Source organism: Actinoplanes siamensis (genome assembly GCF_016862395.1).
Lineage (GTDB): Bacteria > Actinomycetota > Actinomycetes > Mycobacteriales > Micromonosporaceae > Actinoplanes > Actinoplanes siamensis.
The window spans coordinates 25,357-46,049 of sequence record NZ_BOMW01000047.1 but is presented as its reverse complement, the minus strand read 5'-3'; the positions used below and the strand labels follow the sequence as shown (position 1 = coordinate 46,049).

At 72.9% G+C, this 20,693-nt stretch carries 17 protein-coding genes and 1 riboswitch; of the genes, 6 read left to right on the top strand and 11 right to left on the bottom strand.

The window, feature by feature from the left end:
* The first annotated feature begins 151 nt into the window (after positions 1-151).
* A complete protein-coding gene (locus Asi03nite_RS24340; RefSeq protein WP_203682760.1) occupies positions 152-493 on the top strand; it encodes an ArsR/SmtB family transcription factor in 342 nt (113 codons plus the stop codon).
* Positions 490-963, top strand: coding sequence for an SRPBCC domain-containing protein (locus Asi03nite_RS24335; protein ID WP_203682759.1), 474 nt, complete (start codon positions 490-492; stop codon positions 961-963). Before Asi03nite_RS24340 ends, Asi03nite_RS24335 begins: the two co-directional genes overlap by 4 nt.
* A 46-nt stretch (positions 964-1,009) precedes the next feature.
* Here the strand turns inward: Asi03nite_RS24335 and Asi03nite_RS24330 are convergent, their stop codons facing one another.
* The 3 genes from Asi03nite_RS24330 to Asi03nite_RS24320 all read right to left on the bottom strand — a co-directional run bounded on the left by Asi03nite_RS24330 (position 1,010) and on the right by Asi03nite_RS24320 (position 5,758).
* Complete coding sequence (locus Asi03nite_RS24330) at positions 1,010-2,260, bottom strand: glycosyltransferase (protein ID WP_203682758.1); 1,251 nt, start codon at positions 2,258-2,260, stop codon at positions 1,010-1,012.
* 9 nt (positions 2,261-2,269) lie between these two features.
* Positions 2,270-4,489 (bottom strand): glycoside hydrolase domain-containing protein, encoded by a 2,220-nt coding sequence (locus tag Asi03nite_RS24325; RefSeq protein WP_203682777.1) that lies wholly within the window; start codon positions 4,487-4,489, stop codon positions 2,270-2,272.
* 75 nt (positions 4,490-4,564) lie between these two features.
* Entirely contained in the window at positions 4,565-5,758 is a 1,194-nt protein-coding gene (locus tag Asi03nite_RS24320; RefSeq protein ID WP_239102891.1) for an aminotransferase class V-fold PLP-dependent enzyme, read from the bottom strand.
* A 48-nt stretch (positions 5,759-5,806) separates the two neighbouring features.
* Positions 5,807-5,921, bottom strand: a riboswitch (SAM riboswitch).
* Positions 5,922-5,993: 72 nt separating this feature from the next.
* Between Asi03nite_RS24320 and Asi03nite_RS24315 the strand changes: the two genes are divergently transcribed.
* A complete protein-coding gene (locus tag Asi03nite_RS24315; RefSeq protein WP_203682756.1) occupies positions 5,994-6,767 on the top strand; it encodes a DUF1684 domain-containing protein in 774 nt (257 codons plus the stop codon).
* Positions 6,768-6,776: 9 nt separating this feature from the next.
* On the top strand, positions 6,777-7,865 hold the full coding sequence (locus Asi03nite_RS24310) for a M20 family metallopeptidase (protein ID WP_203682755.1): 1,089 nt from the start codon (positions 6,777-6,779) through the stop codon (positions 7,863-7,865).
* 179 nt (positions 7,866-8,044) lie between these two features.
* Here Asi03nite_RS24310 and Asi03nite_RS38020 read toward each other — a convergent pair whose 3' ends face one another.
* The 3 genes from Asi03nite_RS38020 to Asi03nite_RS24295 form a co-directional block, all read right to left on the bottom strand.
* Positions 8,045-8,839 carry an HD domain-containing protein gene (locus Asi03nite_RS38020; protein WP_239102888.1) on the bottom strand — a complete coding sequence of 265 codons (795 nt, stop codon included), beginning with the start codon at positions 8,837-8,839 and terminating at the stop codon, positions 8,045-8,047.
* A 104-nt stretch (positions 8,840-8,943) separates the two neighbouring features.
* Positions 8,944-10,176: an MFS transporter gene (locus Asi03nite_RS24300; protein WP_203682754.1), complete on the bottom strand. Its 1,233-nt coding sequence runs from the start codon at positions 10,174-10,176 to the stop codon at positions 8,944-8,946.
* Positions 10,177-10,228: 52 nt separating this feature from the next.
* Entirely contained in the window at positions 10,229-10,471 is a 243-nt protein-coding gene (locus tag Asi03nite_RS24295) for a hypothetical protein (protein ID WP_203682753.1), read from the bottom strand.
* A 636-nt stretch (positions 10,472-11,107) separates the two neighbouring features.
* Here Asi03nite_RS24295 and Asi03nite_RS24290 point away from each other — a divergent pair.
* Positions 11,108-11,428, top strand: coding sequence for a MerR family transcriptional regulator (locus Asi03nite_RS24290; protein ID WP_203682752.1), 321 nt, complete (start codon positions 11,108-11,110; stop codon positions 11,426-11,428).
* A 92-nt stretch (positions 11,429-11,520) separates the two neighbouring features.
* Here Asi03nite_RS24290 and Asi03nite_RS24285 read toward each other — a convergent pair whose 3' ends face one another.
* The 3 genes from Asi03nite_RS24285 to Asi03nite_RS24275 all read right to left on the bottom strand — a co-directional run bounded on the left by Asi03nite_RS24285 (position 11,521) and on the right by Asi03nite_RS24275 (position 15,310).
* Positions 11,521-12,303 (bottom strand): class I SAM-dependent methyltransferase, encoded by a 783-nt coding sequence (locus Asi03nite_RS24285; RefSeq protein WP_203682751.1) that lies wholly within the window; start codon positions 12,301-12,303, stop codon positions 11,521-11,523.
* 138 nt (positions 12,304-12,441) lie between these two features.
* Positions 12,442-14,088 (bottom strand): sensor histidine kinase, encoded by a 1,647-nt coding sequence (locus Asi03nite_RS24280; RefSeq protein ID WP_239102887.1) that lies wholly within the window; start codon positions 14,086-14,088, stop codon positions 12,442-12,444.
* Between the two features lie 7 nt (positions 14,089-14,095).
* Positions 14,096-15,310, bottom strand: a complete 1,215-nt coding sequence (locus Asi03nite_RS24275) for a sensor histidine kinase (protein WP_203682750.1) — start codon at positions 15,308-15,310, stop codon at positions 14,096-14,098.
* A gap of 52 nt (positions 15,311-15,362) precedes the next feature.
* Between Asi03nite_RS24275 and Asi03nite_RS24270 the strand changes: the two genes are divergently transcribed.
* Positions 15,363-16,070: a dienelactone hydrolase family protein gene (locus Asi03nite_RS24270; RefSeq protein ID WP_203682749.1), complete on the top strand. Its 708-nt coding sequence runs from the start codon at positions 15,363-15,365 to the stop codon at positions 16,068-16,070.
* A 53-nt stretch (positions 16,071-16,123) separates the two neighbouring features.
* On the opposite strand, the gene Asi03nite_RS24265 is transcribed toward Asi03nite_RS24270, so the two are convergent.
* Together Asi03nite_RS24265 and Asi03nite_RS24260 are read right to left on the bottom strand one after the other, a co-directional pair.
* Positions 16,124-17,875, bottom strand: a complete 1,752-nt coding sequence (locus tag Asi03nite_RS24265) for a hypothetical protein (RefSeq protein WP_203682748.1) — start codon at positions 17,873-17,875, stop codon at positions 16,124-16,126.
* A gap of 455 nt (positions 17,876-18,330) precedes the next feature.
* Positions 18,331-20,664: a transglutaminase TgpA family protein gene (locus Asi03nite_RS24260; RefSeq protein WP_239102886.1), complete on the bottom strand. Its 2,334-nt coding sequence runs from the start codon at positions 20,662-20,664 to the stop codon at positions 18,331-18,333.
* Positions 20,665-20,693 lie beyond the last annotated feature (29 nt).

Genomic DNA, 20,693 nt, shown 5'->3' with positions numbered 1-20,693 from the left:
TCGATGGTTGAGAATTCCTCACCCACCACACGCAGCAGCTCCAGGTATTCCGCGGCGTCGCCTTGAGCTGCCCTTTCAACGTTTTGGTTGACAGTGCCACAGGGTCCGGTCTAGCGTCTCTTTCAACCGATGAGTTGAAACGAGGAACGGGATGCCGGCGGACGAGCTGTCACGGGTGTTCGCGGCCCTGGCCGACCCGACGCGGCGCGACATGGTGGCGCGGCTGGCCGACGGGGACGCGACGGTGAACCAGCTCGCCGAGCCGTACCGGATGTCGCTGCAGGCGGTCTACAAGCACCTCAAGGTGCTGGAGGAGGCCGGGCTGGTGACTCGGCCGCCGGGCCCGCAGCCGCGGGTCGTGCGGCTGGAGCGGGACGTGTTCGACGAGGTCGGTGGCTGGATCGAGCAGTACCGGCGCCGCGCCGAGGCGCGCTACCAGCGCCTGGACGCGGTGCTCCGGACCATGAACGAGGAGAAAGGCGGGGAGAGATGACCGAGGCCAAGATCGAGGCGGACAAGGAACTGCCGATCATCCGGACCACCCGGGACTTCGAGGGTACGGCCGAGCAACTGTTCCGGGCACACACCGACCCCGAGCTGTTCCAGCAGTGGTGCGGACCGGACTCGACAAGCGTCCGCATCGACCACTGGGACGCCCGCGACGGCGGCTCCTGGCGGTACGCCGCGGTCCGCGGCGACGAGGAGTACAGGTTCCGGGGCTGCTTCCACGAGGTGCGGCCGGACCGGATCGTGCAGACGTTCACGTTCGAGGGCGCCCCGGACGGGGTCGCCCTGGAGACGATGACCTTCGAGGAGCTGGGCGGCGGCCGCACCCGGCTGCACATCCAGTCCCTGGTGGACAGCTTCGAGGGCCGGGACGCCTGGCTGCGCGGCGGCATGCAGACCGGCGTCGACGAGGGCTACACCAAGCTGGACGGCCTGCTCGCAAGGGGCGCGCTCTGAGGACGAGGAGGCGGCCCGGCGGCCGCCTCCTCGCGCGACCGAGGCGTCAGGCGGGGAACAGCGAGTCGAAGACGGCGACGCGGTCGAAGGACATCGCATGGTCGCGGGCCCGGGCCTCCATCGCCCGCTTCTCCGGCTCCGGCATGTCCAGCACGACCCGGTCCAGCGCGTCCGCGAGTGCGTTGACGTCCCCCGCCGCAACGATGACAGCGGTGTCGCCGACCGCCTCGCCGGTGCCGCCGGTCAGCGTCGTGACGATCGGGCCGCCGCCGGCCAGCATCTTCTCGGCGAGCGCGATGCCGAAGGTCTCCACGAAGTCCGGCTCCGGCCTGGTCGGCAGGGCGTACGCCGCGCACCCCGCCATCAGCAGCGGCTTCTCGTCGTCGTCCACGTCGTTGAGGAAGATGATCCGGTCGTCCTCCTCGGCCATCGCGCGGACGTGTTCCAGGGCCGGTCCGGTGCCGGCGACGACGAGCGGCACCCGGTCCCGGGCGCGCATCTGGCCGTACGCGATGACCAGGTCGTAAATGCCCTTGGCGCGGGCCACCCGGGACAGGAAGAGCAGGTATTTTCCGCGCTCCAGGCCCCGCTTGGCGAGCGCTTGGCCGATCGCCTCGTCGTCCAGGCCGAGGAACGCGGACGAGTCGATCGGCAGGTAGCTGACCGTGACGCGTTCGCGGCACTGCCGAGCGAACGTGGTGCCGCAGTGCGCGTCGACCTCCTCGGCCGAGGCGACGATCTCGTCCTTGGTGTATTCCGAGACGGCCACCACCTCGTCGCTGGCCAGGAACGTGGTCATCAGCACGGTGGCGGCGCCGAAGCGGCCCTCGCGCAGGCAGGAGCGGATCACGTTGGTGACGTCCGAGCCGACCGCCTTGGCGATGGTGCGCACCTGCGGGTCGAAGCCGGCGGCCCGGGCCGCGGTGACCGCGTCGTTGATCACCTGGGTGTGCGGTACCAGGTACATCGACAGGCAGACCGTGGGCACGCCGTCGCTGATCAGCTCGACCAGCCGGCCGGTGAGACCGGCCAGGTGGCGGCCGTCCGGGACGCGGTAGTCGCCGACCGCCTCGGGGCGTTCGACGGTGATGCCGTCGCTGTACGGCAGCAGCCGGTCGAGCGGCTTGAGCGGCAGGCCGGCCGCCTGCAGCGTGGGGATCGGCCAGGTGAGCAGGCGTACGTCGTCGAAACCCCGGGTCAGGGCCACTTCGGCGAGGTTGCGTGCTTCACCCGAGTGTCCGCAGATCACCGGGTCGGCGCGGACCGCGATCACGAGTCTCCGCGTAGGACGGCTCATGGTCATTCCTTAGGTTGTGAAGGAGTGCGACGGTGGGCGGTTCTCGTGTCCCCACGTCGATGCCCGGGGGCCGAGTTCGAGGTGCAGCCGGCCCCCGCGGTGCACGTCGGTGGCGGACAGGTACGCCGCGTGCAGCGGTTTGCCGTTGAGCGTGGCGGCCTGGACGTACTGGGCCGGTGGTTCCTGGTCGAGACCGTCCATACTGATCGGCGTTTCTCGATGTCCGCTGGTCTCGATGACGAACTCCTCGTCACCGACCCGCAGCGCGGCTCTCGCGAACGCCGGGGCGTTGACCAGGAACAGGTTCTGGCCGGCGACCGGGAACAGGCCCAGCGACGCCCAGACGTACCACGCGCTCAGGCCGCCCGAGTCGTCGTTGCCCGGCAGCCCGCCGGGGCGAGTGCCGAACTGCCAAGTGAGCGCGGAGTGCACGATCCCGGCGGTGCGGTCCGGGCGGCCGGCGTAGTGGTACGCCCAGGGCGCCTCCATGTCCGGCTCGTTGTTCAGCCCCTCGAAGCGGTTCAGGGCGTAGCCGAGCGCCATCTCGGCCGGCTGCGGCCGGACCCCGGGCTGCTCCACCGGCTCGGCGCCGTACCCGAAGAAGCGGTCCAGCTGGTCGACGAAGCCGCGGTCGCCGCCGGACAGCGCGATCCGGGCAGCCATGTCGTGCAGCAGCCGGAACGAGTAGTTCCACTTACCGCCCTCGTAGAACTCCGAGTCGCGCAGCAGGCCGGTGGCCGGGTCGAACGCGTTGACCCACTGGTGGCCGCGGCGTTCCAGGTCGTCGGCGAGCCGGCGGTCGTTGAGCGCGCGGGCCACCTGGGCGGTGGCGTGGTGGGCGTACGCCAGGTCCAGGGTGTGCGTGATCGGATGGACCAGGCCGTGCTCGAAGAAGTCCTCGCCGTACATCCGGCGCAGGTCGTCGACCATGTGCACGAGCGCCCAGCCCCAGTCGACGCCGCCGCGTCCGAGCGCGTGGGCGTCGGCGATCGCGGTGTGCGCCAGCGCCGAGGCCTGCCGGAAGAACCGGTCGGCGCCGCGGGCCATCCGGTACCCGATCGGGAAGTTGCCCTCCTCCTCGCAGACCCGGATCAGCGACTCCAGCAGGTCCATGGCGCGGTCCGGGACGATCGCCTGCAGCAGCGGGAGCTGCGTCTTGTAGATGTCCCACATGGTGCAGATGTCGAACGCGTACGGCCCGGAGGTGGGCCAGAACGGGCTCTCGTCGTCGGCGAAGCACGGCTTGATCAGCGAGTGGTAGAGCGCTGTCGCCAGCACCGTACGCCGGGCCGGGGTGCCGCCCTCGACCTGGACCCGGTCGATGTGGTCGCGCCAGCGGTGCCGGGTACGGACCCGGATCGTCTCGAACGCCGGCTCTCCCGTGCCGCACTCCTGGTACAGATTCCGTCTGGCCTGCTCGCAGCCGCGCAGCGAGAACCCCATCCGCACCTCGACGCTCTGCCCGGCGCGGGCCGAGCCCACGAACAGCAGGCCGAACGGGCGCAACGTGGTGTGCCGGATGCTGTCGAAGTCGAGCCGGGTGCCGCCGGGGATCAGGCGCCTGTCGTACCACAGCATCTGCCGCCAGCCCGGAGTGTCGGCCTCCAGGTAGACCGAGAGCGGCACGCCCTCCATCACCACGGTGCCCTGCGCGGTGCCGCGGCCCATGCTCTCCACCTGGGCGCGCAGCGGGACCGTGCGGCCCAGGTCGATCGCCAGGCCGCCGCAGCTCAGGTCGATGACGACCCGGGCGCTGTGGTGGTCGGGGAACGTGTACCGGTGGACGGCGACCTTCTCCCCCACGGTGGTCTCGCAGCGCACCCCGGTGTCCAGGTTCGCGGCGTAGTAGCCGGGCTCGGCGCGCTCGTCGTGCAGCGCCCACGACTGGCCGAGGTCGTCCAGCGGCTGGACCATCGGGGTGACCCGCACGTAGTTGTAGTACTTGCGGATCGCGCCGGTGCCGGACTGCTGGAAGTGGGTGAAGCCGGACGCCTCGGTGCGCGCGAACATCTCCTCGGGCACGCCCTCGGTGTTCTTCGCGTACCTGCCGTAACCGGTCGGATAGGCGCCGGAGTAGGCGCAGGCGGAGACCATGCCCAGGGGCGAGGTCGCGCCGGGGTGCGTGTTGCCCACCTGCGGCTTGGGCCACCACCAGGTAGCGGCCAGACCATGTGCGCGAGGCAGGTCGGTCGCCGCGGTGCCGATGAAGGGATCAACGTTGTCTAGGATGGCGGGACTCTAACCGGCCGCGGGCACCTCTGTGGTTTCCATCAAGTGAACAGAGCCGCAGGAGTGACACACCGGTCAGGAGCGGAGCACGTCCGCCAGCGCCCCGGTGAAGCGGTCGATATCCTCGGTGGTGCTGCCCAGGCCGAAGCTGGCCCGCAGCAGGCCGGCGCCGGGCGCCGTACAGCCGTCCGCCCGATCGGCGTCGAGCAGCCGGCGCACCAGCGGATGCGCGCAGAACTGGCCGGCCCGGACGCCGATGCCGTGTTCCCGGCCCAGCCGGTGGGCGATCCGGGCGGGGTCGTGCCGGCCGAGGGCGAGGGAGACGATGCCGACCCGCGGATGATCCGGACCGAAAAGGCTTTGCTCCGGTACGCCGTCGAGCCCGTCCCGGAGTCGGGCCAGGAGATCCTGTTCCCGGCGGTGCAGGGCGTCCCGGTCGGCGACCAGCAGGGCGGCGCACACCGCGGCGATCGCCGCCGCGCCGAGCAGGTTGGGGGTGCCGCCCTCGTGCCGGGCCGGCCCCACCGCCCAGGTGAGGTCACCGGGCCGGTCGCCGACCGTGGCGCTGGCGCCGCCGCCGTAGAGGTACGGCTCGGCCGCGTCCAGCCAGTCGGCGCGCCCGGCCAGTACGCCGGCGCCGAACGGGGCGTACAGCTTGTGCCCGGAGAAGGCCAGGTAGTCGGCGCCCAGGTCGTCCAGGCCGACGGGGCGGTGCGGGGCGAGCTGGGCGGCGTCGACGACCACCCGGGCGCCGCTGGCGTGCGCGATGTCGGCCAGCTCGCGGACCGGCCAGATCTCGCCTGTCACGTTGCTGGCGCCGGTCACCGCGAGCACGCACCTTTCGTCGATGACCGCGCTGACGGCCGCCAACGCCTGCTCGGGCGACGACGGCGCGGGCAGGCGCACCGGGTCCGGCCAGGGCAGCAGGTTCGCGTGGTGCTCACCCTCGAACAGGATCGTCCGGGTACCCCCGGGCAACGCGCGGGCCAGCAGATTCAGCGAGTCCGTGGTGTTCCGCGTGAAGATCACCTCGTCTCCCGGGCGGGCCCCGACGAACTCCGCGACCACGTCCCGGGCCAACTCGTACGCCACGGTCGAGGTCTGCGAGCGCACCCCGGTCCCCCGGTGCACGCTGCCGTACCGCGGCAGCAGCTCGGCCACCGCCTCCGCCGCGGCCCGCACACAGGGCGCCGACGCCGCGTAGTCGAGGTACGTGAAGCGCACCGTCTCACCGCCGGGAAGCTCGGTCTTCAGGTCGTCGCCGATGATGTCGAGTGCCGACACGGCACACCTCCGCTGAGATCGGGGGACCCACCTGGTCCGCGCTTGCCGTCGTCGGTCGACGCCGGCCCGGTCCTCACCCGGGGCACCCCATCGCGAACGCAAGGGTTGCCGGTCAGCGAGCCGGGGCTTGACGCTGACACTCATGACCTGGTCACGAAGTTAGCAGACGTCACAGCGCGGCGCCATATCCCATAACGAGAGTAGGGATTATGGTCGATCCATGAGCAGCTTCGAACAGCAGTGGAAGCAGTGGCACGACGAGCACGAGGAACGGCGGGCCGCCCCGCACGGTTTCCTGGCGATCACCGGGCTGCACTGGCTGGACGAGACCCCGCGGCGGTTCCCGGACGCGCCGGGCGAGTGGCGCACCGGGCCGGACGGGGTGGTCGTGGTCCTGGCGCCCGGCGAGGAGCTGGACGGCGTCGCCGCCGGAGAGCACCACTTCGGGCCCATCGAGGAGCGCGGTGACATCACCGTGGGTTACGGCGATGCGAAGCTCGAGATCGCCCGGCGCGGTGGCTACGACGTGCTCCGGCCGCGGCACCCCTCGCACGAGACCCGGGTGCGGTACCCCGGCACGCCAACCTACAGCCCGGACGAGAAGTGGGTGGTGACCGGCCGGTTCGTGCCGTTCGACGAGCCGCGGCCGGTGACCGTGGGATCGGTCGCGGAGGGCCTGGAGCACGTGTACGAGTCGCCCGGACGGATCGAGTTCACCGTGGGCGGGCAGGAGCTGGCGCTGACCGCGTTCAACGGCGGCACTCCGGGCTCACTGTTCGTGTTGTTCACGGACGCGACCTCGGGCGTCACGACGTACCCGGCGAACCGGAGCCTGACCGTCGCCGCGCCGGCCGGGGACGGCACGGTGGTGCTCGACTTCAACCGGGCCACGAACCTGCCCTGCGCGTACACGGAGTTCGCCACCTGCCCGCTGCCGCCGCGCGAGAACAAGCTGCCGATCGCCGTGGAGGCAGGCGAGCAGCTCCCGCGGTAGCGTCGCCGGATGGAGGAGCTGCTGGCGTCCGCCGAGGCGCTGATCGCGATCCGGTCCACCGCCGACCGGCCCGGTGACCTGCACCGGGCCCTCGGTCTCGCCCTCGACCTGGTGGGGCCGGGCTTCGACGTCCGTCGCTTCGAGTCGCACGGCAAGCCCAGCGCGTTGATCACCCATCCCGACCGTCCAGGCCGTCCCCGGGTGATCCTCAACGGTCATCTGGACGTGGTTCCCGGTGCCCCGGAGCAGTTCCGGGCGCGCCGGGAGGGTGACCGTCTCTACGGCCGCGGGACGCACGACATGAAGGTGGCCGCGCTGGTGCTGGCCACGGTGTTCCGCGAGCTGGCCGGCGAGTTGCCGTACCCGATCGCGTTGCAGCTGGTCACCGACGAGGAGGTGGGCGGCTTCGACGGCACCGGGCACCAGGTGGCGCAGGGCGTCCGCGGCGACTTCGTGATCATCGGCGAGCAGAGCGGGCTGCGGGTGGTCACCGAGTCCAAGGGGCTGGTCCAGGCCCGCTTGATCGCTTCCGGTCAGGCGGCGCACGCGGCGTATCCGTGGCTCGGCGCCAACGCCCTGCTCTCGGTGATCACGGCGATCAACCGGCTGCTGGACCGCTATCCGGCGCCGGCCGGCGAGGCCTGGACGACAACGGTCAACGTGGCACGCATCGAAACCGGCAACGAGGCGGTCAACCAGGTGCCGGCGGACGCCACCGCGTGGCTGGACATCCGCTACCCGCCGGAGGACGCCGGGCTGACCGGCCGCTCCCCCGCCGAGATCGCGGAACGTCTGGGCGCGATCGCCGGGCCCGGGGTCGAGGTGGTGGTGGACGCGGTGGGCACGCCGCACCGGGCCGATCCGGAGACCGCTCAGGTACGGGCGCTGCGGGCGGCGGTCCAGGCGGCCGGCCATCCCGGGTCGCTGTTGCGCAAGCACGGCGCCGCCGACAGCCGGTTCTACTTCCCGCTCGGCATCGGCGCGGTCATTTTCGGTCCGACCGGCGACGGCCAGCACGGGCCGGACGAATACCTGGAGATCAGCTCGCTACGGCCGTACCACGAAGCCTTGTCCCGGTTCCTGACGTCACACCCCTGAATCCACTTTGCATGACGTCTGCCCCGTCCCCACCGGGAGCAGCGCGTCCCGTCCGTCCCGCGGGTCCTGACGGTGACCCCAGCCGGACGCAAACGGCTGGGACCGATGGTGGCCACCAGACCCCGATGACAACGATCACCCCAGCCGGACGCAAACGGCCGAGGGTGGTGGTTGTCGGATCAGTGGGGGTCGGGAAGAGTGAGCAGGTGTTCGATGCGGTCCGCGACGGCCGTCAGGTACGGTCCGCGGGCCGGATGGACGCGCGCGTTCCAGGAGCACGGGCCGTGCCGGTGGAGCATCTCGGCATACCGGGCCTTCGGATCCACGCGCCGACCGGCCGGGCCGACGGTCTGGTCGGCGTAGGTGAGGGCGTCGGCCAGCACGGTGCGCTCGTCCGGATACGCCGCGAGCAGCTCGCTCAGGCCCCGGGCCGCGGCGACGAACCGGGCGCCGGAGTGGTACGCGACCAGGCCCGCCACCCGGACCGGCCAGCCGTTGCCGGTCAGGTGGTCGGCGCCGTCCAGCGGGTGGAAGCCGGTGACCACTGTCGGTTCGGCGTACCCGATGTCGTGCAGCCAGGCCGCCGCGGTGAGCAGGTCGGCGTCGACGCCCAGCGGGCCGGCGAGGCCGGCGGCGCGTTCGGCGACGCCCTGGGTGTGCAGCCAGCGGTTGCCCATGTCGCCGAGCAGCGACGTGGCCAGCGTCCGGGCCGCGGTGGTCAGCGGCCCGGACGCAAGGGCGTCGCCGGCACCGGCGACGTGGACACCGGCCGCGCCCGCGAGATGAAGACCGGCCGTGCCGGCGAGGCCCGCGCCGTCGAAGGTGGACACGCAGGCAAGGCGAGCGCCGTCGGAGCCGGTGGTGCCGACGAGGTGGGCGCCGGCTTCCAGCGCGAGCGAGCCGGCGAGCGGATCGAGCGGCCCCGGCGACCTGAACGGATCGTCGGGTGCGGGCAGCAGGCTGGAAGCCGTCATCGCCGGATGGTAGGCCACCGATGGTGAACAGCAGGCCAACAACGCCTCAGCGGACCCTGAACGCCCCGGTGCGAGGGGGGGCGGGCCGGCAAGCGAACCGGGGTTCAACGTCGACCGGACGCACCGGCGGCGAGGTCGGCGACCGGCTGGCGGTCCAGCGCGAAGCTGGTCGCGGCCAGCGCCACCCCCACCACCGCCAGCGCGACGCCGGTCCAGGCCGGCGCCAGGTAGCCATAGCCACGGGCGATCACCAGGCCGCCGAGCGCCGCGCCCAGGCTGTTGGCCAGGTTCATCGCGGACTGGTTGACAGCGGCGCCCATCAGTTGCGCGCCCGGCGCCACCGTGATCAGCCGGGCCTGCAGGGCCGGGCCCAACGACAGGCTGGCCGCGCCGACCAGGAACGACGACACGAACAGCCCGACCGGTGAACCGGCCGACAGCGCGAAGATCACGATCGCGACGATGACCGAGCCGAACGAGACCAGCGTGGACCGGTGCAGGTTCCGGTCGGCGAACCAGCCGCCCGCGGCGTTCCCGACAGTCATGCCCAGGCCGACCGCGACCAGCACCCACGGCACCAGCCCGGAGGACAGCCCGGTCACCTCGGTGGTCACCGGCGCGATGTAGCTGTCCACCGCGAAGAACCCGGCGAACCCGATCGCGGCGGTCAGCGCCACCAGCCACACCTGCGGGCGGCGCAACGCGCGCAGCTCGGCCGCGACCGACGCGCCGGCAGCCATCGGCACCTCGGGCACGGTGGCCAGCACCGCGAAGAGCGCGAGCAGGAAGACCGCGGCGATCGCCAGGTACGCCACGCGCCACCCGGCGGACTGCCCGGCCAGCGTGATCAGCGGGACGCCGGCGACGTTGGAGAGCGTGAGACCACCGAGCACGGTGGCGAAGCCGCGCGCCTCGCTGCCCGGCCCCATCAGCGTGGCGGCGAGCAGGCCGGCCGCGCCGAAGTAGGCGCCGTGCGGCAGCGCCGCGACGAACCGGGCCACCAGCACCAGCCCGAACGTCGGGGCCACCGCGGACGCCACGGTTCCGGCCGTGAACAGCACGAGCAGGGCGACCACCAGCCGCTTGCGGGGCATGCGCGCGGAGAGCGCGGCGATCAGCGGTGCGCCGGCGACCACCCCGAGGGCGTACGCCGTGATGACCCACCCGGTCCGCGCGACCGCGTCCTCCCGCGAGCGGGCCCACGCGTCCGGCAACAGGTCGCGTGCCATGTCGGGAAGCAGGCCCATCGCCACGAACTCGGTCAGGCCGATCGCCACGCCACCCAGGGCCAGTGCCACCAGCGCAGTCCGTCGTTGCCGCCCGGTCAAGTGATCCACGGAACGACCCTAGAACCCACCGGACTTCCGGTTCGCGGCGAAGTGGGGCAGCTCACGGCCCGTAGTCGGGGTCTGAGCCACGGCAGCCCGCGGGCAGGCCGTCGGCGCGATGGTCGATGTCGGCGGCCGTCGCGGTGACCTCGTTCGCGACGCCGTGCAGCCGGGCCCGGGCCGCCGGGTCGGGCAGCGTCCGCGCGCTGTCGTGCATGGTCGCCTCGACCTGTTCCAGCTCCTCCGCGGTGGCGCGCATCGCCTCGGCGGTGCGCCGGCCGCTCTCCTCGTTCTTCGTGGCCATGCCGTTCCCCTACCCACGTCGCGCCCTTCCTGATCCGGCCCGCGGCGGGCGCATCCGAAAATTTGTTCCCGAAGGACTAGAATTTCTGATGGCAGTTGGCTAGAGTTCCTGTCGTTAACAGCAGAGATCCGGTGAAGACAAAGATCCGGTGAAGACGCCGACAGAGCGGTCGAGCTACAGCAGGGCCCGGCACCACGTCGTGGCTCGCTCGACGGCACGGCGACGCGATGCCCGCGTCGCCGCGAGATCAGGTAACACCGGGCGGGGCCAGTGCGGGTTCAGGGCCGTGCCCGGGAGCGAGAAGCTCGTCGCACGCGTGCGGCGCCATGAATTCGCGTGGGGCTCCGGCGCCGGCGAGCAGCACCACAGAAACAACGGAAACAGAGGAAAGGGAGGGCGAGAACACCGTTGGATCGCCCGCCACGGATCGCGTTCCGGATCCAGGGGCGGACACCGTAGTTGCCTTCGAAGAGAGGTGGTCTCCGGTCACGCTTATGCGATCCTCGCACCTCGCGCCGTCCATGACGGCGGGTGCGGACACGACAAACCGGCGAACGAGCCGGTGATGGTGTTTCAGTCCAGTAACCCCGGACCCCGGCGCAACCGCGCCGGGGTCCTCGTCATGGAGACTCGTATATGACCCGACCCGACGACATGTTCGGGGACGACGACTACCCCGCCTACACGATGGGCCGCGCCGCGGAGATCGCCGGCACGTCGCCGGACTTCCTGCGACGGCTCGACGAGGAAAGACTGTTCACCCCGTTCCGCTCGGCCGGTGGGCACCGCCGCTACTCGCGATACCAGCTGCGCCTCGCCGCACGCGCCCGGGAGATGGTCGATCAGGGCACCGCCCTGGAAGCCGCCTGCCGGATCATCATTCTCGAGGACCAGCTCGAGGAAGCCCTCGAACAGAACCGGAAACTCCAACGCCAACAGTCAGCCGACAGCGGCTGAGCCGCACCGCTCACGGTCCTTCCCACCCGGGAGGGGCCGTTCGTCGTCCCAGCTCACGACGCCGATCCGCCGGCCGGTGGCGTCCGCGGGCGTCACTTCACGGCCCGGATGACCATGCGGTGGTGCTCCGCGGTGAGCGGCCGCTCGTCCTCCCCGTACGCCGACACCTCGCCGAATCCGGCGGCGACGCACCAGTCGCGCAGTTCCGGGAAGCCGAACAGCCGCTTGAGGAACGTCAGCGTCCGCACCGTCCCGTCCCGGATCACCGTGCGCTCCACCTCGAAGCGGCCGGTCAGCGCGTCGAGGCGATGCCTGTCGACGAGCATGTCGCCGTTCTCCTTGGCGACCGTGACCCGCGACGGCGTCCAGGAGGTCAGGAACCTGATCTGGTTGTCCAGATCCATGGCGAGCCGGCCGCCGGGTCTGAGCACGCGCGCCATCTCGGCCAGCACCCGCCGGTTGGTGGGATCGTCGAAGTACCCGAACGCCGTGGACCAGTTGACCAGCCGGTCGAAGCGCCCGGTCCACTCCCGCGGGAGCTCGCGCATGTCTCCGGCCCGGTAGTCGACGTCCACGCCCTGCGCGGTGGCGTCCGATCGGGCCCGCTCCAGGAACACCGTGGAGAAGTCGAGTCCGGTCACCTGGCAGCCCCGTCCGGCCAGGGCGTTGGCGAGCGAGCCGTGGCCGCAGCCGACGTCGAGCACGCTCATCCCGGGCTCCAGGTCCAGCAGCCGCCAGAGGCGGTCGGCGGTCGGCGAGCCGCCGTGGTCGGTGGGCACCGCCGGGCCGTGGGTGACCTTCGCGGGCGGGCCGGCGAAGAAGTGCAGGTAGTCGTCGTCGTACATGGCGGACGCATCGAACAGATCCACTGTCACCTGGCCGAGGCTAGAAAGCTCCGCCCACAACGGCAACCGGAGGCAGCCCGGCCGCGCGAGCCCGGCTGGCGGCCAGAGGCCGCTCGAGGCGGCCGGCCGTCGTGGCCGAGCGCGTGCTTGGTCGTACCGAACCGGATTTCAGGCGCTCTGGTCCGGCAGGGTGAAGATGATCCGGGTGCCGCCGCCGGGGTTGTCCGCCACGCGGATCGTGCCGCCGTGCCGGTCCACGATGCGCAGGCAGCTGGACAGCCCGATCCCGTGCCCGGCCACGGCTGTCCCCTCCACGCGGGTGAACATGTCGAAGACCCGGTTCCGCTGGCCCTCCGGGATCCCCGTCCCGTTGTCCGCCACCGTCACCGCCCAGCCGGCCCCGTCCCGCTCCGCTGTCACCTCGACCCGTGGCAGACGGTCCGGATGGCGGTATTTGATCGCGTTCGCGATGAGGTTCTGGAGCAGTTGGCGGGCCAGCACCGGATCACAGGAGACCTGCGGCAGCGGCGTCGGAGCCAGCACCGCCGCCCGCGCCGCGTTGATCTCGGCGTGCAGGTCGGCGACAGCGCTGTCGAAGACCTCCCCGAGCTCGGCGCGGACACACCGGATCGGGGCGCTGCCGGCACGCGCGTACCCGAGCAGGGAGCCGATCAGGTCGCGCATCCGGGTGACCGCGCGCGACGCCGCGTCCACCCACTCCCGGGGCTGCCCCTGCACGACGTCCTCGAGCAGTTCCAGGTAGCCGCCGACGGCGCCGAGCGGGGCGACCAGATCGTGGCTGACCGCGCCGGCGAAGTTGTTCAGGTCGGTGTTGGAGCGGCGCAGCTCCTCGTTGGCGGCGGCCAGCTCCCGGCGGGCGTGCTCGATCACCCGCTGCTGGGCGCGGTCGATGGTGACGTCGTTCATCGCGACCACCGCGCCGAGCGGGGTGCCGTCCGGGCCGATCAGCGCGCGGCCGTTCGCGGTGACGTGCATGCTTTCGCCGGAGCTGCGGCGAATGATCATCTCGGCGTTGCTGACCGTGCCCTCCCGCAGCGCGCGCAGCAGCGGGATGCGCTCGGCCGGCAGCGGGGTGTCGCCGTCGGGCTCGAAGAGCGAGTACCTGCTCGCATACTCGCTCGGGTCGGCGGACGGATCCGCGTCCAGCCCGTGCCACTGCCGGGCGGCGCGGTTGAACAGGTTGAGCCGCCCGTCACGGTCGCAGGCGACGACCGCCACGTCGATGGTGTCCAGCAGCGTGTCGGTCCAGCGCTGCCGGGCCTCGGCGATCTCGGCCAGCTCCGCGTTGATGCGGGCCTGCCGGCGGCGCTCGAACAGCGCCACGATCACCTGGGCCAGGTCCTTGAGCCGGGCCACCTGCCCGGCGTCCAGGGTGTGCGGCTGGTCGTGGAAGACGCAGAGCGAGCCGAGCGCGTACCCGTCCGGGGTGACCAGCGGTGCGGAGGCGTAGAAGCGCACGCCGGCGAGCACGCCGGTGACCCACGGGTTGGCGCGGTAGGCCGGGTCGAGGCGGGCGTCCGGGACGTAGGTGAACTCGCCGCTCTCGAACCGGACCGCGCACATCGAGTCGGAGCGGGCCGAGATCCCGCCTTCGAAGCCGACAGTGGTGAGCTGGCACTGCCGGTTCTCGTCGATCAGGTTGAGCGTGGCGGTCGGCACGCGGGCCACCGTGGCCGCGACCCGGACCACCGCCTCCAGCTCGTCGCCGGCTGGCGCGTCGAGCAGGCGGTACTCGTGCAACACGGCCAGCCGCCGCTTCTCGCGATCACCCACCCGCTGCTCGACCAGATCCACCTCTCCCCTATCGGCGACCAGCCGCCGATCCTGAAGCGCCGGCCGCCATTCCCGAAGCGCGGGCGGCCGCGGCCGAGGAACGGGCCGCGAGCGCGTCGGCCAGCAGGCCGTCGATCACGTCCCGCATCCTGGCCACCTCGGCCGACCCCTTCGCCGCCTCCGGATACCCCTCGAGGGCCAGCAGTTCCAGGAACCCGCCGACCGCGGAGAGCGGGGCGATCAGGTCGTGGCTGACCGCGGCGGCGAAGTTGGTCAGGTCCGCGTTCGAACGTTCCAGCTCGGCGTTGGCCGCGGCGAGCCGTTCCCGGGCCTGCTCGACCAGGCGGCGGCGCAGCCGGTCGGTGGTCACGTCGACCTGGGCCAGGACCGCACCGTTGATCTCGCCGTGGGGGCCGCGCAGCGGGCTGGCGTTGGCCCGCACGTGGACCGGGTCGCCGGCCGGGCGGCGGATCACCATCTCCCGCCCGGTGACGGTGACGCCCTTGGTGAGGGCGACCCACAGAGGCAGTTCGGGATCCGGGATCGGCGTCGTCCCGTCCGCCTCGTACAGGCCGAATCGCTCGGCGATGCCGACCGGAGGGTCGGCCTCGCCCTCGCCGCTCTTGCCGTGCCACTCGCGGGCGGCGCGGTTCCAGAACGTCACCCGGAAGTGCTCGTCGCAGGCGATCACCGCGGCGTCGACCGTGTCGAGCAGGGTCTCGGTCCACTGCTGCCTGGTGCGCGCGGCGGTGGCCAGGTCGGCGGTGAGGCGGCCCTGCCTGCGCCGTTCGAAGAACGCCACGACGATCCCGGCCAGGTCGGTGAGCTCGGCGATCTGGGTGGCGGTCAGCTCGTGCGGGTGGTCGCCGAAGACGCAGAGCGTGCCGAGCGCGTACCCCTCCGGGGTGATCAGCGGCGCCGAGGCGTAGAAGCGGATCCGGCCCAGGCCGCCGGTGACCCACGGGTTGTGCTGGTAGAGCGGGTCCGCCCGGGCGTCGGGCACGTGCACGAAGGCGCCCGCCTCGAACCGCACCGCGCACATCGAGTCGGAGCGGGCGCACTCGACAGGGGCCCCGCCGATCCGGATCAGCTGGTACTGGCGGTGCTCGTCGATCAGGTTGAGGCTGGCCGAGCCCACTCCGGCCACGGTCGCGGCGACCCGCAGCACGGCCTGCAGCTCGGCCTCCGGCGGGGTGTCGAGCAGCCGGTACTCGTGCAGCGCCCCGAGTCGCTCCTCCTCCACCACTGTTTGATCGGCCGGCCCGGCCACTTCCTTAAGAAGTTAGGATCTGTCGATGGACTTCCTGAAGCCCTTCGTTCTTCCGGTCGATGCCCGCACTCCCGAACGCCACGAGTTCCTGGACCTCTACCTGCCCGACGAGGTCACCGAACCGCGGCCGGCGGTCCTCGTCGTGCCCGGCGGGCCGTTGCCCGCCGAGGTGCGCCCGACGCAGCGCGACTGGCCGGTCTTCCAGGGGTACGCCCGGCTCGCCGCCGCCCGCGGGGCGGTCGGCGCGGTGGTCGACCACCGCCTGCACACCCCCGAGGAGTACCCGGTGGGCTCGGCCAACGTCGAGGCCGCGCTGGAGACGCTGCGCAGCGATCCGCGGGTGGACGAGAACCGCCTGGCCCTCTGGTTCTACTCCGGCAGCGGCCTGTTCGCGGCGGACTGGTTCCGCGAGCCGCCGTCCTGGCTGCGCGTGGTGGCGCTGAGCTATCCGCTGCTGGCGCCGTTCCCGGGGTGGCCGGCGGATCCGCGGTTCGACCCGATCACGGCGGTGGCCGGCGCCGGGGAGTTGCCGATCGTGCTGACCCGGGTGGGCCGGGAGAACCCCGGGATCGCGGGCGCGGTCGACGCGTTCGTGACCGCGGCGGCCAAGGCGAACCTGACCATCGTCGACGTGCCGGAGGGGCAGCACTCGTTCGACATCAAGGACGACACCGACGAGTCCCGGGCGGCGCTCACCCGGGCGATCGACCTGGTGATGGCCGAGCTGGCCTGAGCGCGGCGCTGCCGCCCGGGGCCCTGGGCGGCAGCGCCGTTCACCCTGGCTCGCTAGCCGACGTCGTGCTTGTCCTTCCGCTCGCCTGCGGCGATCCGGCCGGCCTGCTGGTCCGCTTGCGCTTGCCGCTGGTCCGGCAGTGCCGATTGCGGTGGTACGCCGTGAGCGTCGCGCCCGGTTTCGTGGCGTCCGTCCCGGTGCGGCCGGGCGCCGTCGGCCCGGTCGCCGTGCACACGGTCGTCCGCCCGGTCACGGTCAGCGCGATCGTCCTCCGCCCGGTCACGGTGAGCGTGGTGTTCGTGGGATCGCGCCTGGTGGCCGTGGCCGTTCGGGGCCCGGCGCCCGTAGTCGACGCCGAACAGGCCGCCGCCCAGGGCGTTGTCCAGCGCTTCGTCGACCACGCCGTCCACGGCGTCGGCGATCCCGAAGTCGTCGTCCCAGTCGTCGATGCGGGTGCGCTGGCTCCACGAGCCGTCGTAGTCGGCGCGCGGCATCGCGAACGGCATCCCGGTCTTCAGCAGGTACCCCGCGTTGTCGCGGGTGTCGAAGCACATGGCCGACTTGCCGAGCAGACCGCTCATCAGCCTGATGTCGGTGATCCCGCTGTGGAAACGGTCGCACTGGAGGTCGGCGCTGATCGGCGTGTCCACGTCGCGTACCCAGGCCGGGCGGTTCCAGGTGGGCCGGTTCTGGCGGTGCCGGTCGTCGCCGCGGTGCCGGTTGGCATTGACCGTGGTCCGGCGGTCGTCGTCCCGGTGCCGGTTGCCGTTGCCCGCGGGCCGACCGCCGTTCACCTTGACCGGGCGGTCCGGCTTCGGCCGGTGCACGATCACGGCCGGCTTGACCACCGGACGCGCGGCGACCGGCGGCGCGGCGACCGGGTGGTGGGCGGGCGGCACGACGCCGATCGGCCCGCGAAGCGGCGGCACAGCCGTGAACGGTCCCCGAACCGGCGGATGGACCGTGATCGGGCCCCGGACCGGCGGCACGATGGCGTCCGGGCGACGGACCGGCACCACGGCGCCCGGACGGTCGGCCGGGGGCACGACGGCGACCGGGCGGCTGCCCGACGGGGTCACCACCGGCGCGGTGTGTGCGCTCACCGGCTGGGCCAGTACCGGCGGGCGGATCGGCCGGACTCCGCCGGGGTTCGCCCCGCCCGGGACAGGCTGGCCGTTCGCGCCGGCCAGGGCCGGACCGGGCCGGCGGACCGGTGGCTGGCCGGCGCCCGGCTGGCCCGGGGCCGCCGGGCTGGGACCGCCGAGGCCAGGCCCGCCGACCACCGTTCCGGCGATGCCCGGGGTGTGGACGACTGTTCCGCCCAGGCCGAGGGCGCCGCCCGGGGCGTCGGCTCCCGGGGTGGCCACGACGTTCCCGGCCGGGCCCAGCGCGCGGGTGCCGCTCCGGTGGCCGGCACCTGTCGTACCACCATTGGCTGTTGATTGTCCGGCATGTCCGGAACCGGCGCCGCCGAGCGGCGCGCCGATTCCGCCGGAGCCGCTGCCTGCCTGGCCGAAGCCGCCCCGGCCGGGCCCGCCCTGACCGTTGCCGGCCTGGCCGGGACCGCCCTGCTGCCGGCCGGTCGTGCCGCCGGGCTGCTCCGGCTGCGGCACGGCGCCGTCGCCGGCCACGTCCGGCAGCGGCGGCTCCAGCGTCTCCCAGATCGCGCCGGGCGGCGGCAGCTCTCCCGCGAACGGCTTCTCGTCGTCCCCGGTGCAGCCACCGGCGACGGTCATCAACATCGCCGCTCCCAGCGCGGCACCGATCCGGCGCGGCCGTACGGGCGTGATTTCGGCGCTTTCCATGTGTAGGTCCACTCCCACTCCGTGGACGCCATGATCAGCATCCGGGCGGGTTCACTATCCACTGCGCGCCGCCACCGCCCCCCGCGATTGAATCGTCGACACACCGGCGACCAGCCCCACGGGTGACCAGCCGAAATACGATGCCCTCCAAGATCGTTAACCGGCCGCGGCGGCCACTGCCGCCGCTCGGATCACCCCCGCCGGCGCCACTCGGATCACCCCCGCCGCTCGGTCACCGCCGCCGGCGCCACTCGGATCGCCCCCGCCGCTCGGTCACCGCCACCGGCGCCACTCGATCGCCGGCGCCCTCGACCATCGCGACTGCCGCGACTTCCGGGCCGCCGGAACTCCCGGCGTCACAGCAGCCTCCCGGCGCCACCGCGAGCTCCGGCGTCACCGCACCTTCCCGGTCGGACCGCGGATCCCGGCGGCGCCGCGGCCCGACCGGACAGCACTCAGCGGTGCCAGCGCAGCGGCCCCGGGTGGACGGTCCACCACAGTTTCCGCAACCACGAGCGCCGCTCCCGCAGCGCCGCCGCATACGCGAGCGCCTGCGCCCCCGCCCGATCCGCCTGCCCGGCGTCCGCCGCCCCCGGCGCGAATCCGACCGTGTTCAGCGCACCGACCAACTCGTCCAGCGGCGGAAGCGGCGCCAGCGGCGCGCCCGGGCCCCGGTCGGCTGCCACGCCGGCCCGGGGGTCATCTTCCGCGCTCCCGGCCGGTGCCCCGTCGAGCACCGCCACCACGGACTCCGGAGCCGCCCTCCGCAACAGGCCGCCGCGCGCCGGGACCGGCGGCCGCGCCGCGTACGACGCCATCTCGGTGGCCGACAGATGAGCCGGCACCGGCTGCCCGGCCAGCCGCAACGCGTCGGTGAACTCCAGCCACGCCCCGGCGATCCGATGATCCGGGCTGCCCTCGTACAGCCGCCTGCGCCGCAACCCGCGCCGCAGCTGGACCACCGCCAGGGCGGCGACCACCAGCACCGCCAGCACCGCCCCGGCTGCCCCGCCGGCCACCACCCCGGCCGGCACGCCACCCGCGGCCCGGCTCGGCGCGACGACCGTGGACACCGACGGCGCCGGCGCCTGAGCGGCGGCGCTCGACTGCGGCGGCGTGGTGGGCGGCGTGCTCGGCTTCGGGATGAAGTCCTGCTCCACCGGAGTCGGATCGTCGCTGCTCGGCATCGGGTCGAACGGCACCCAGCCCAGCCCGTCGAACAGCACCTCCGGCCACGCGATCGCGTCCCCGCCGGTCACCTCGCCCCCGGCCGCCGGCGCGTCGAACCCGACCACCACCCGGCTGGGCAGCCCGGTGAGCCGCGCGAGCAGCGCGAACGACGCCGCGAACTGCTCCGACGTGCCCTCCTGGCCGCCCTGGCCGCGCGGCCCGAAGAGAAAATACGCGAGGTTGGGAAACGCGTGCCCGCTCGGCGCGTCCGCGGTCTCCCGGTAGTGCCGGGCGAGGAACTCCTGGATCGCGACGGCCCTGTCGTAGGAGGCGCCGTTCCCGTCCGCGAGATGCTCGGCGAGCCGCTGGATCGGGTCCGGCACACCGGTGCCCACGGTGAGGTGGCGCACCACCGCGTCGCCGGCCGGCGACTGCGCGGTGGGCAGCATGTTCAGGTCGGGCGCCGGCACCCTGGACGTGACGGTGTAGGTCAGCCCGTTGATCAGGCTCTCCGGCCGGATCAGGGTCCCGGTGTCCGCGTCGTAGGCCACGCGCGTGCCGGTCAGCTCGGCCGGGGTCGCCACGGCCGGCAGCAGGCGGCCGGTCAGCCCGGCGATGGTGATCCGCTGCCGCACCTCGGTGACCTCCGCGCCGGGCAGGGCGACCGCTTCCGGCAGCACCCGTCCGGCGTTGCGGTAGACCCCGCCCACCTTCCAGGTCACTCCGTCGTAGTCGGAGAGCACCGCGAGGCGCACCCTGGCCGTTTTCGACCGGCCGGTCGGTGGGGTCTCCGGCTGGTAGGCGAAGAGCCGCTGCCCGGGCGTGAGCATCCAACCGGAGATCCGGTTCAGCGGGCTCTCGTCGAGGCTGTCGACCTGCGGGGGCTCGACGTACTGCCGGGGGTCGACCGGCGCGGTGGCGACCTGGCCGCTGATCCACGGGCCGGCCACCGCGGCGAGCCCGATGACCGCGGCCAGCCCGGCCGCCGCGCCACCGAACGCCCCTCTCGTCCCGGAGGCCGCGCCGGCCGTCCCGGCGCGGCGGTCGCCGTGCGGGGCGCCGGGCGTCCCGGCGCGGCGGGCCGAGACCGCGAGCGCGACGGCCACCAGCGCCACGAACCCCAGGGTGGGTCCCACCGCGGCGCCCGCGTTCGGCCCGACCACGTAGAGCGCGCCGGCATAGAGCAGCAGCGGCGTCACCGAGCCGAGCAGCACGCGCCGGGCGCGGATCCCGACCTCGGCCGCGGCCAGTCCGGCGAGCCAGGTGGCGATCACCGGGACGACCACCGTGTCCGGGGTGGACTCGACCGGGATCATCGCGGTGAGCAGCCGGGGGATGCCGTTGACCAGGGCGTCGCGGACCATGGCCGGGAACGCCGTGGTCACCCCGGCATGGCCTGCGGCCATTTTCAGAGCGATTGAGGTGCACGCGACGAGCAGTCCCGTGGAGATCGGCGCGGCGGTCCACGACGGCAGCCGTCTGGTCGCCAGCCCGGCGCCGACCGAGCCGACCGCGGCGCCCGCGACCAGCTGGAGCAGCAGCCCGTCGGCATAGATGCGGCCCAGCACCACGCCGGCGAGGACCAGCATGCCGGCGATGGCAGGCGGGACGACGTACACCCGTGGGTCTTTGGAAGGCCGCACCCTCA

What these genes read in the sequence shown, in the direction of transcription:
- Asi03nite_RS24340 (WP_203682760.1), top strand. Translation starts at nt 152, where the DNA reads ATGCCGGCGGACGAGCTGTCACGGGTGTTCGCGGCCCTGGCCGACCCG.
- Asi03nite_RS24335 (WP_203682759.1), top strand. Translation starts at nt 490, where the DNA reads ATGACCGAGGCCAAGATCGAGGCGGACAAGGAACTGCCGATCATCCGG.
- Asi03nite_RS24330 (WP_203682758.1), bottom strand. Translation starts at nt 2,260, where the DNA reads ATGAGCCGTCCTACGCGGAGACTCGTGATCGCGGTCCGCGCCGACCCG.
- Asi03nite_RS24315 (WP_203682756.1), top strand. Translation starts at nt 5,994, where the DNA reads ATGAGCAGCTTCGAACAGCAGTGGAAGCAGTGGCACGACGAGCACGAG.
- Asi03nite_RS24310 (WP_203682755.1), top strand. Translation starts at nt 6,777, where the DNA reads ATGGAGGAGCTGCTGGCGTCCGCCGAGGCGCTGATCGCGATCCGGTCC.
- Asi03nite_RS38020 (WP_239102888.1), bottom strand. Translation starts at nt 8,839, where the DNA reads ATGACGGCTTCCAGCCTGCTGCCCGCACCCGACGATCCGTTCAGGTCG.
- Asi03nite_RS24295 (WP_203682753.1), bottom strand. Translation starts at nt 10,471, where the DNA reads ATGGCCACGAAGAACGAGGAGAGCGGCCGGCGCACCGCCGAGGCGATG.
- Asi03nite_RS24290 (WP_203682752.1), top strand. Translation starts at nt 11,108, where the DNA reads ATGACCCGACCCGACGACATGTTCGGGGACGACGACTACCCCGCCTAC.
- Asi03nite_RS24270 (WP_203682749.1), top strand. Translation starts at nt 15,363, where the DNA reads ATGGACTTCCTGAAGCCCTTCGTTCTTCCGGTCGATGCCCGCACTCCC.
- Asi03nite_RS24265 (WP_203682748.1), bottom strand. Translation starts at nt 17,875, where the DNA reads ATGGAAAGCGCCGAAATCACGCCCGTACGGCCGCGCCGGATCGGTGCC.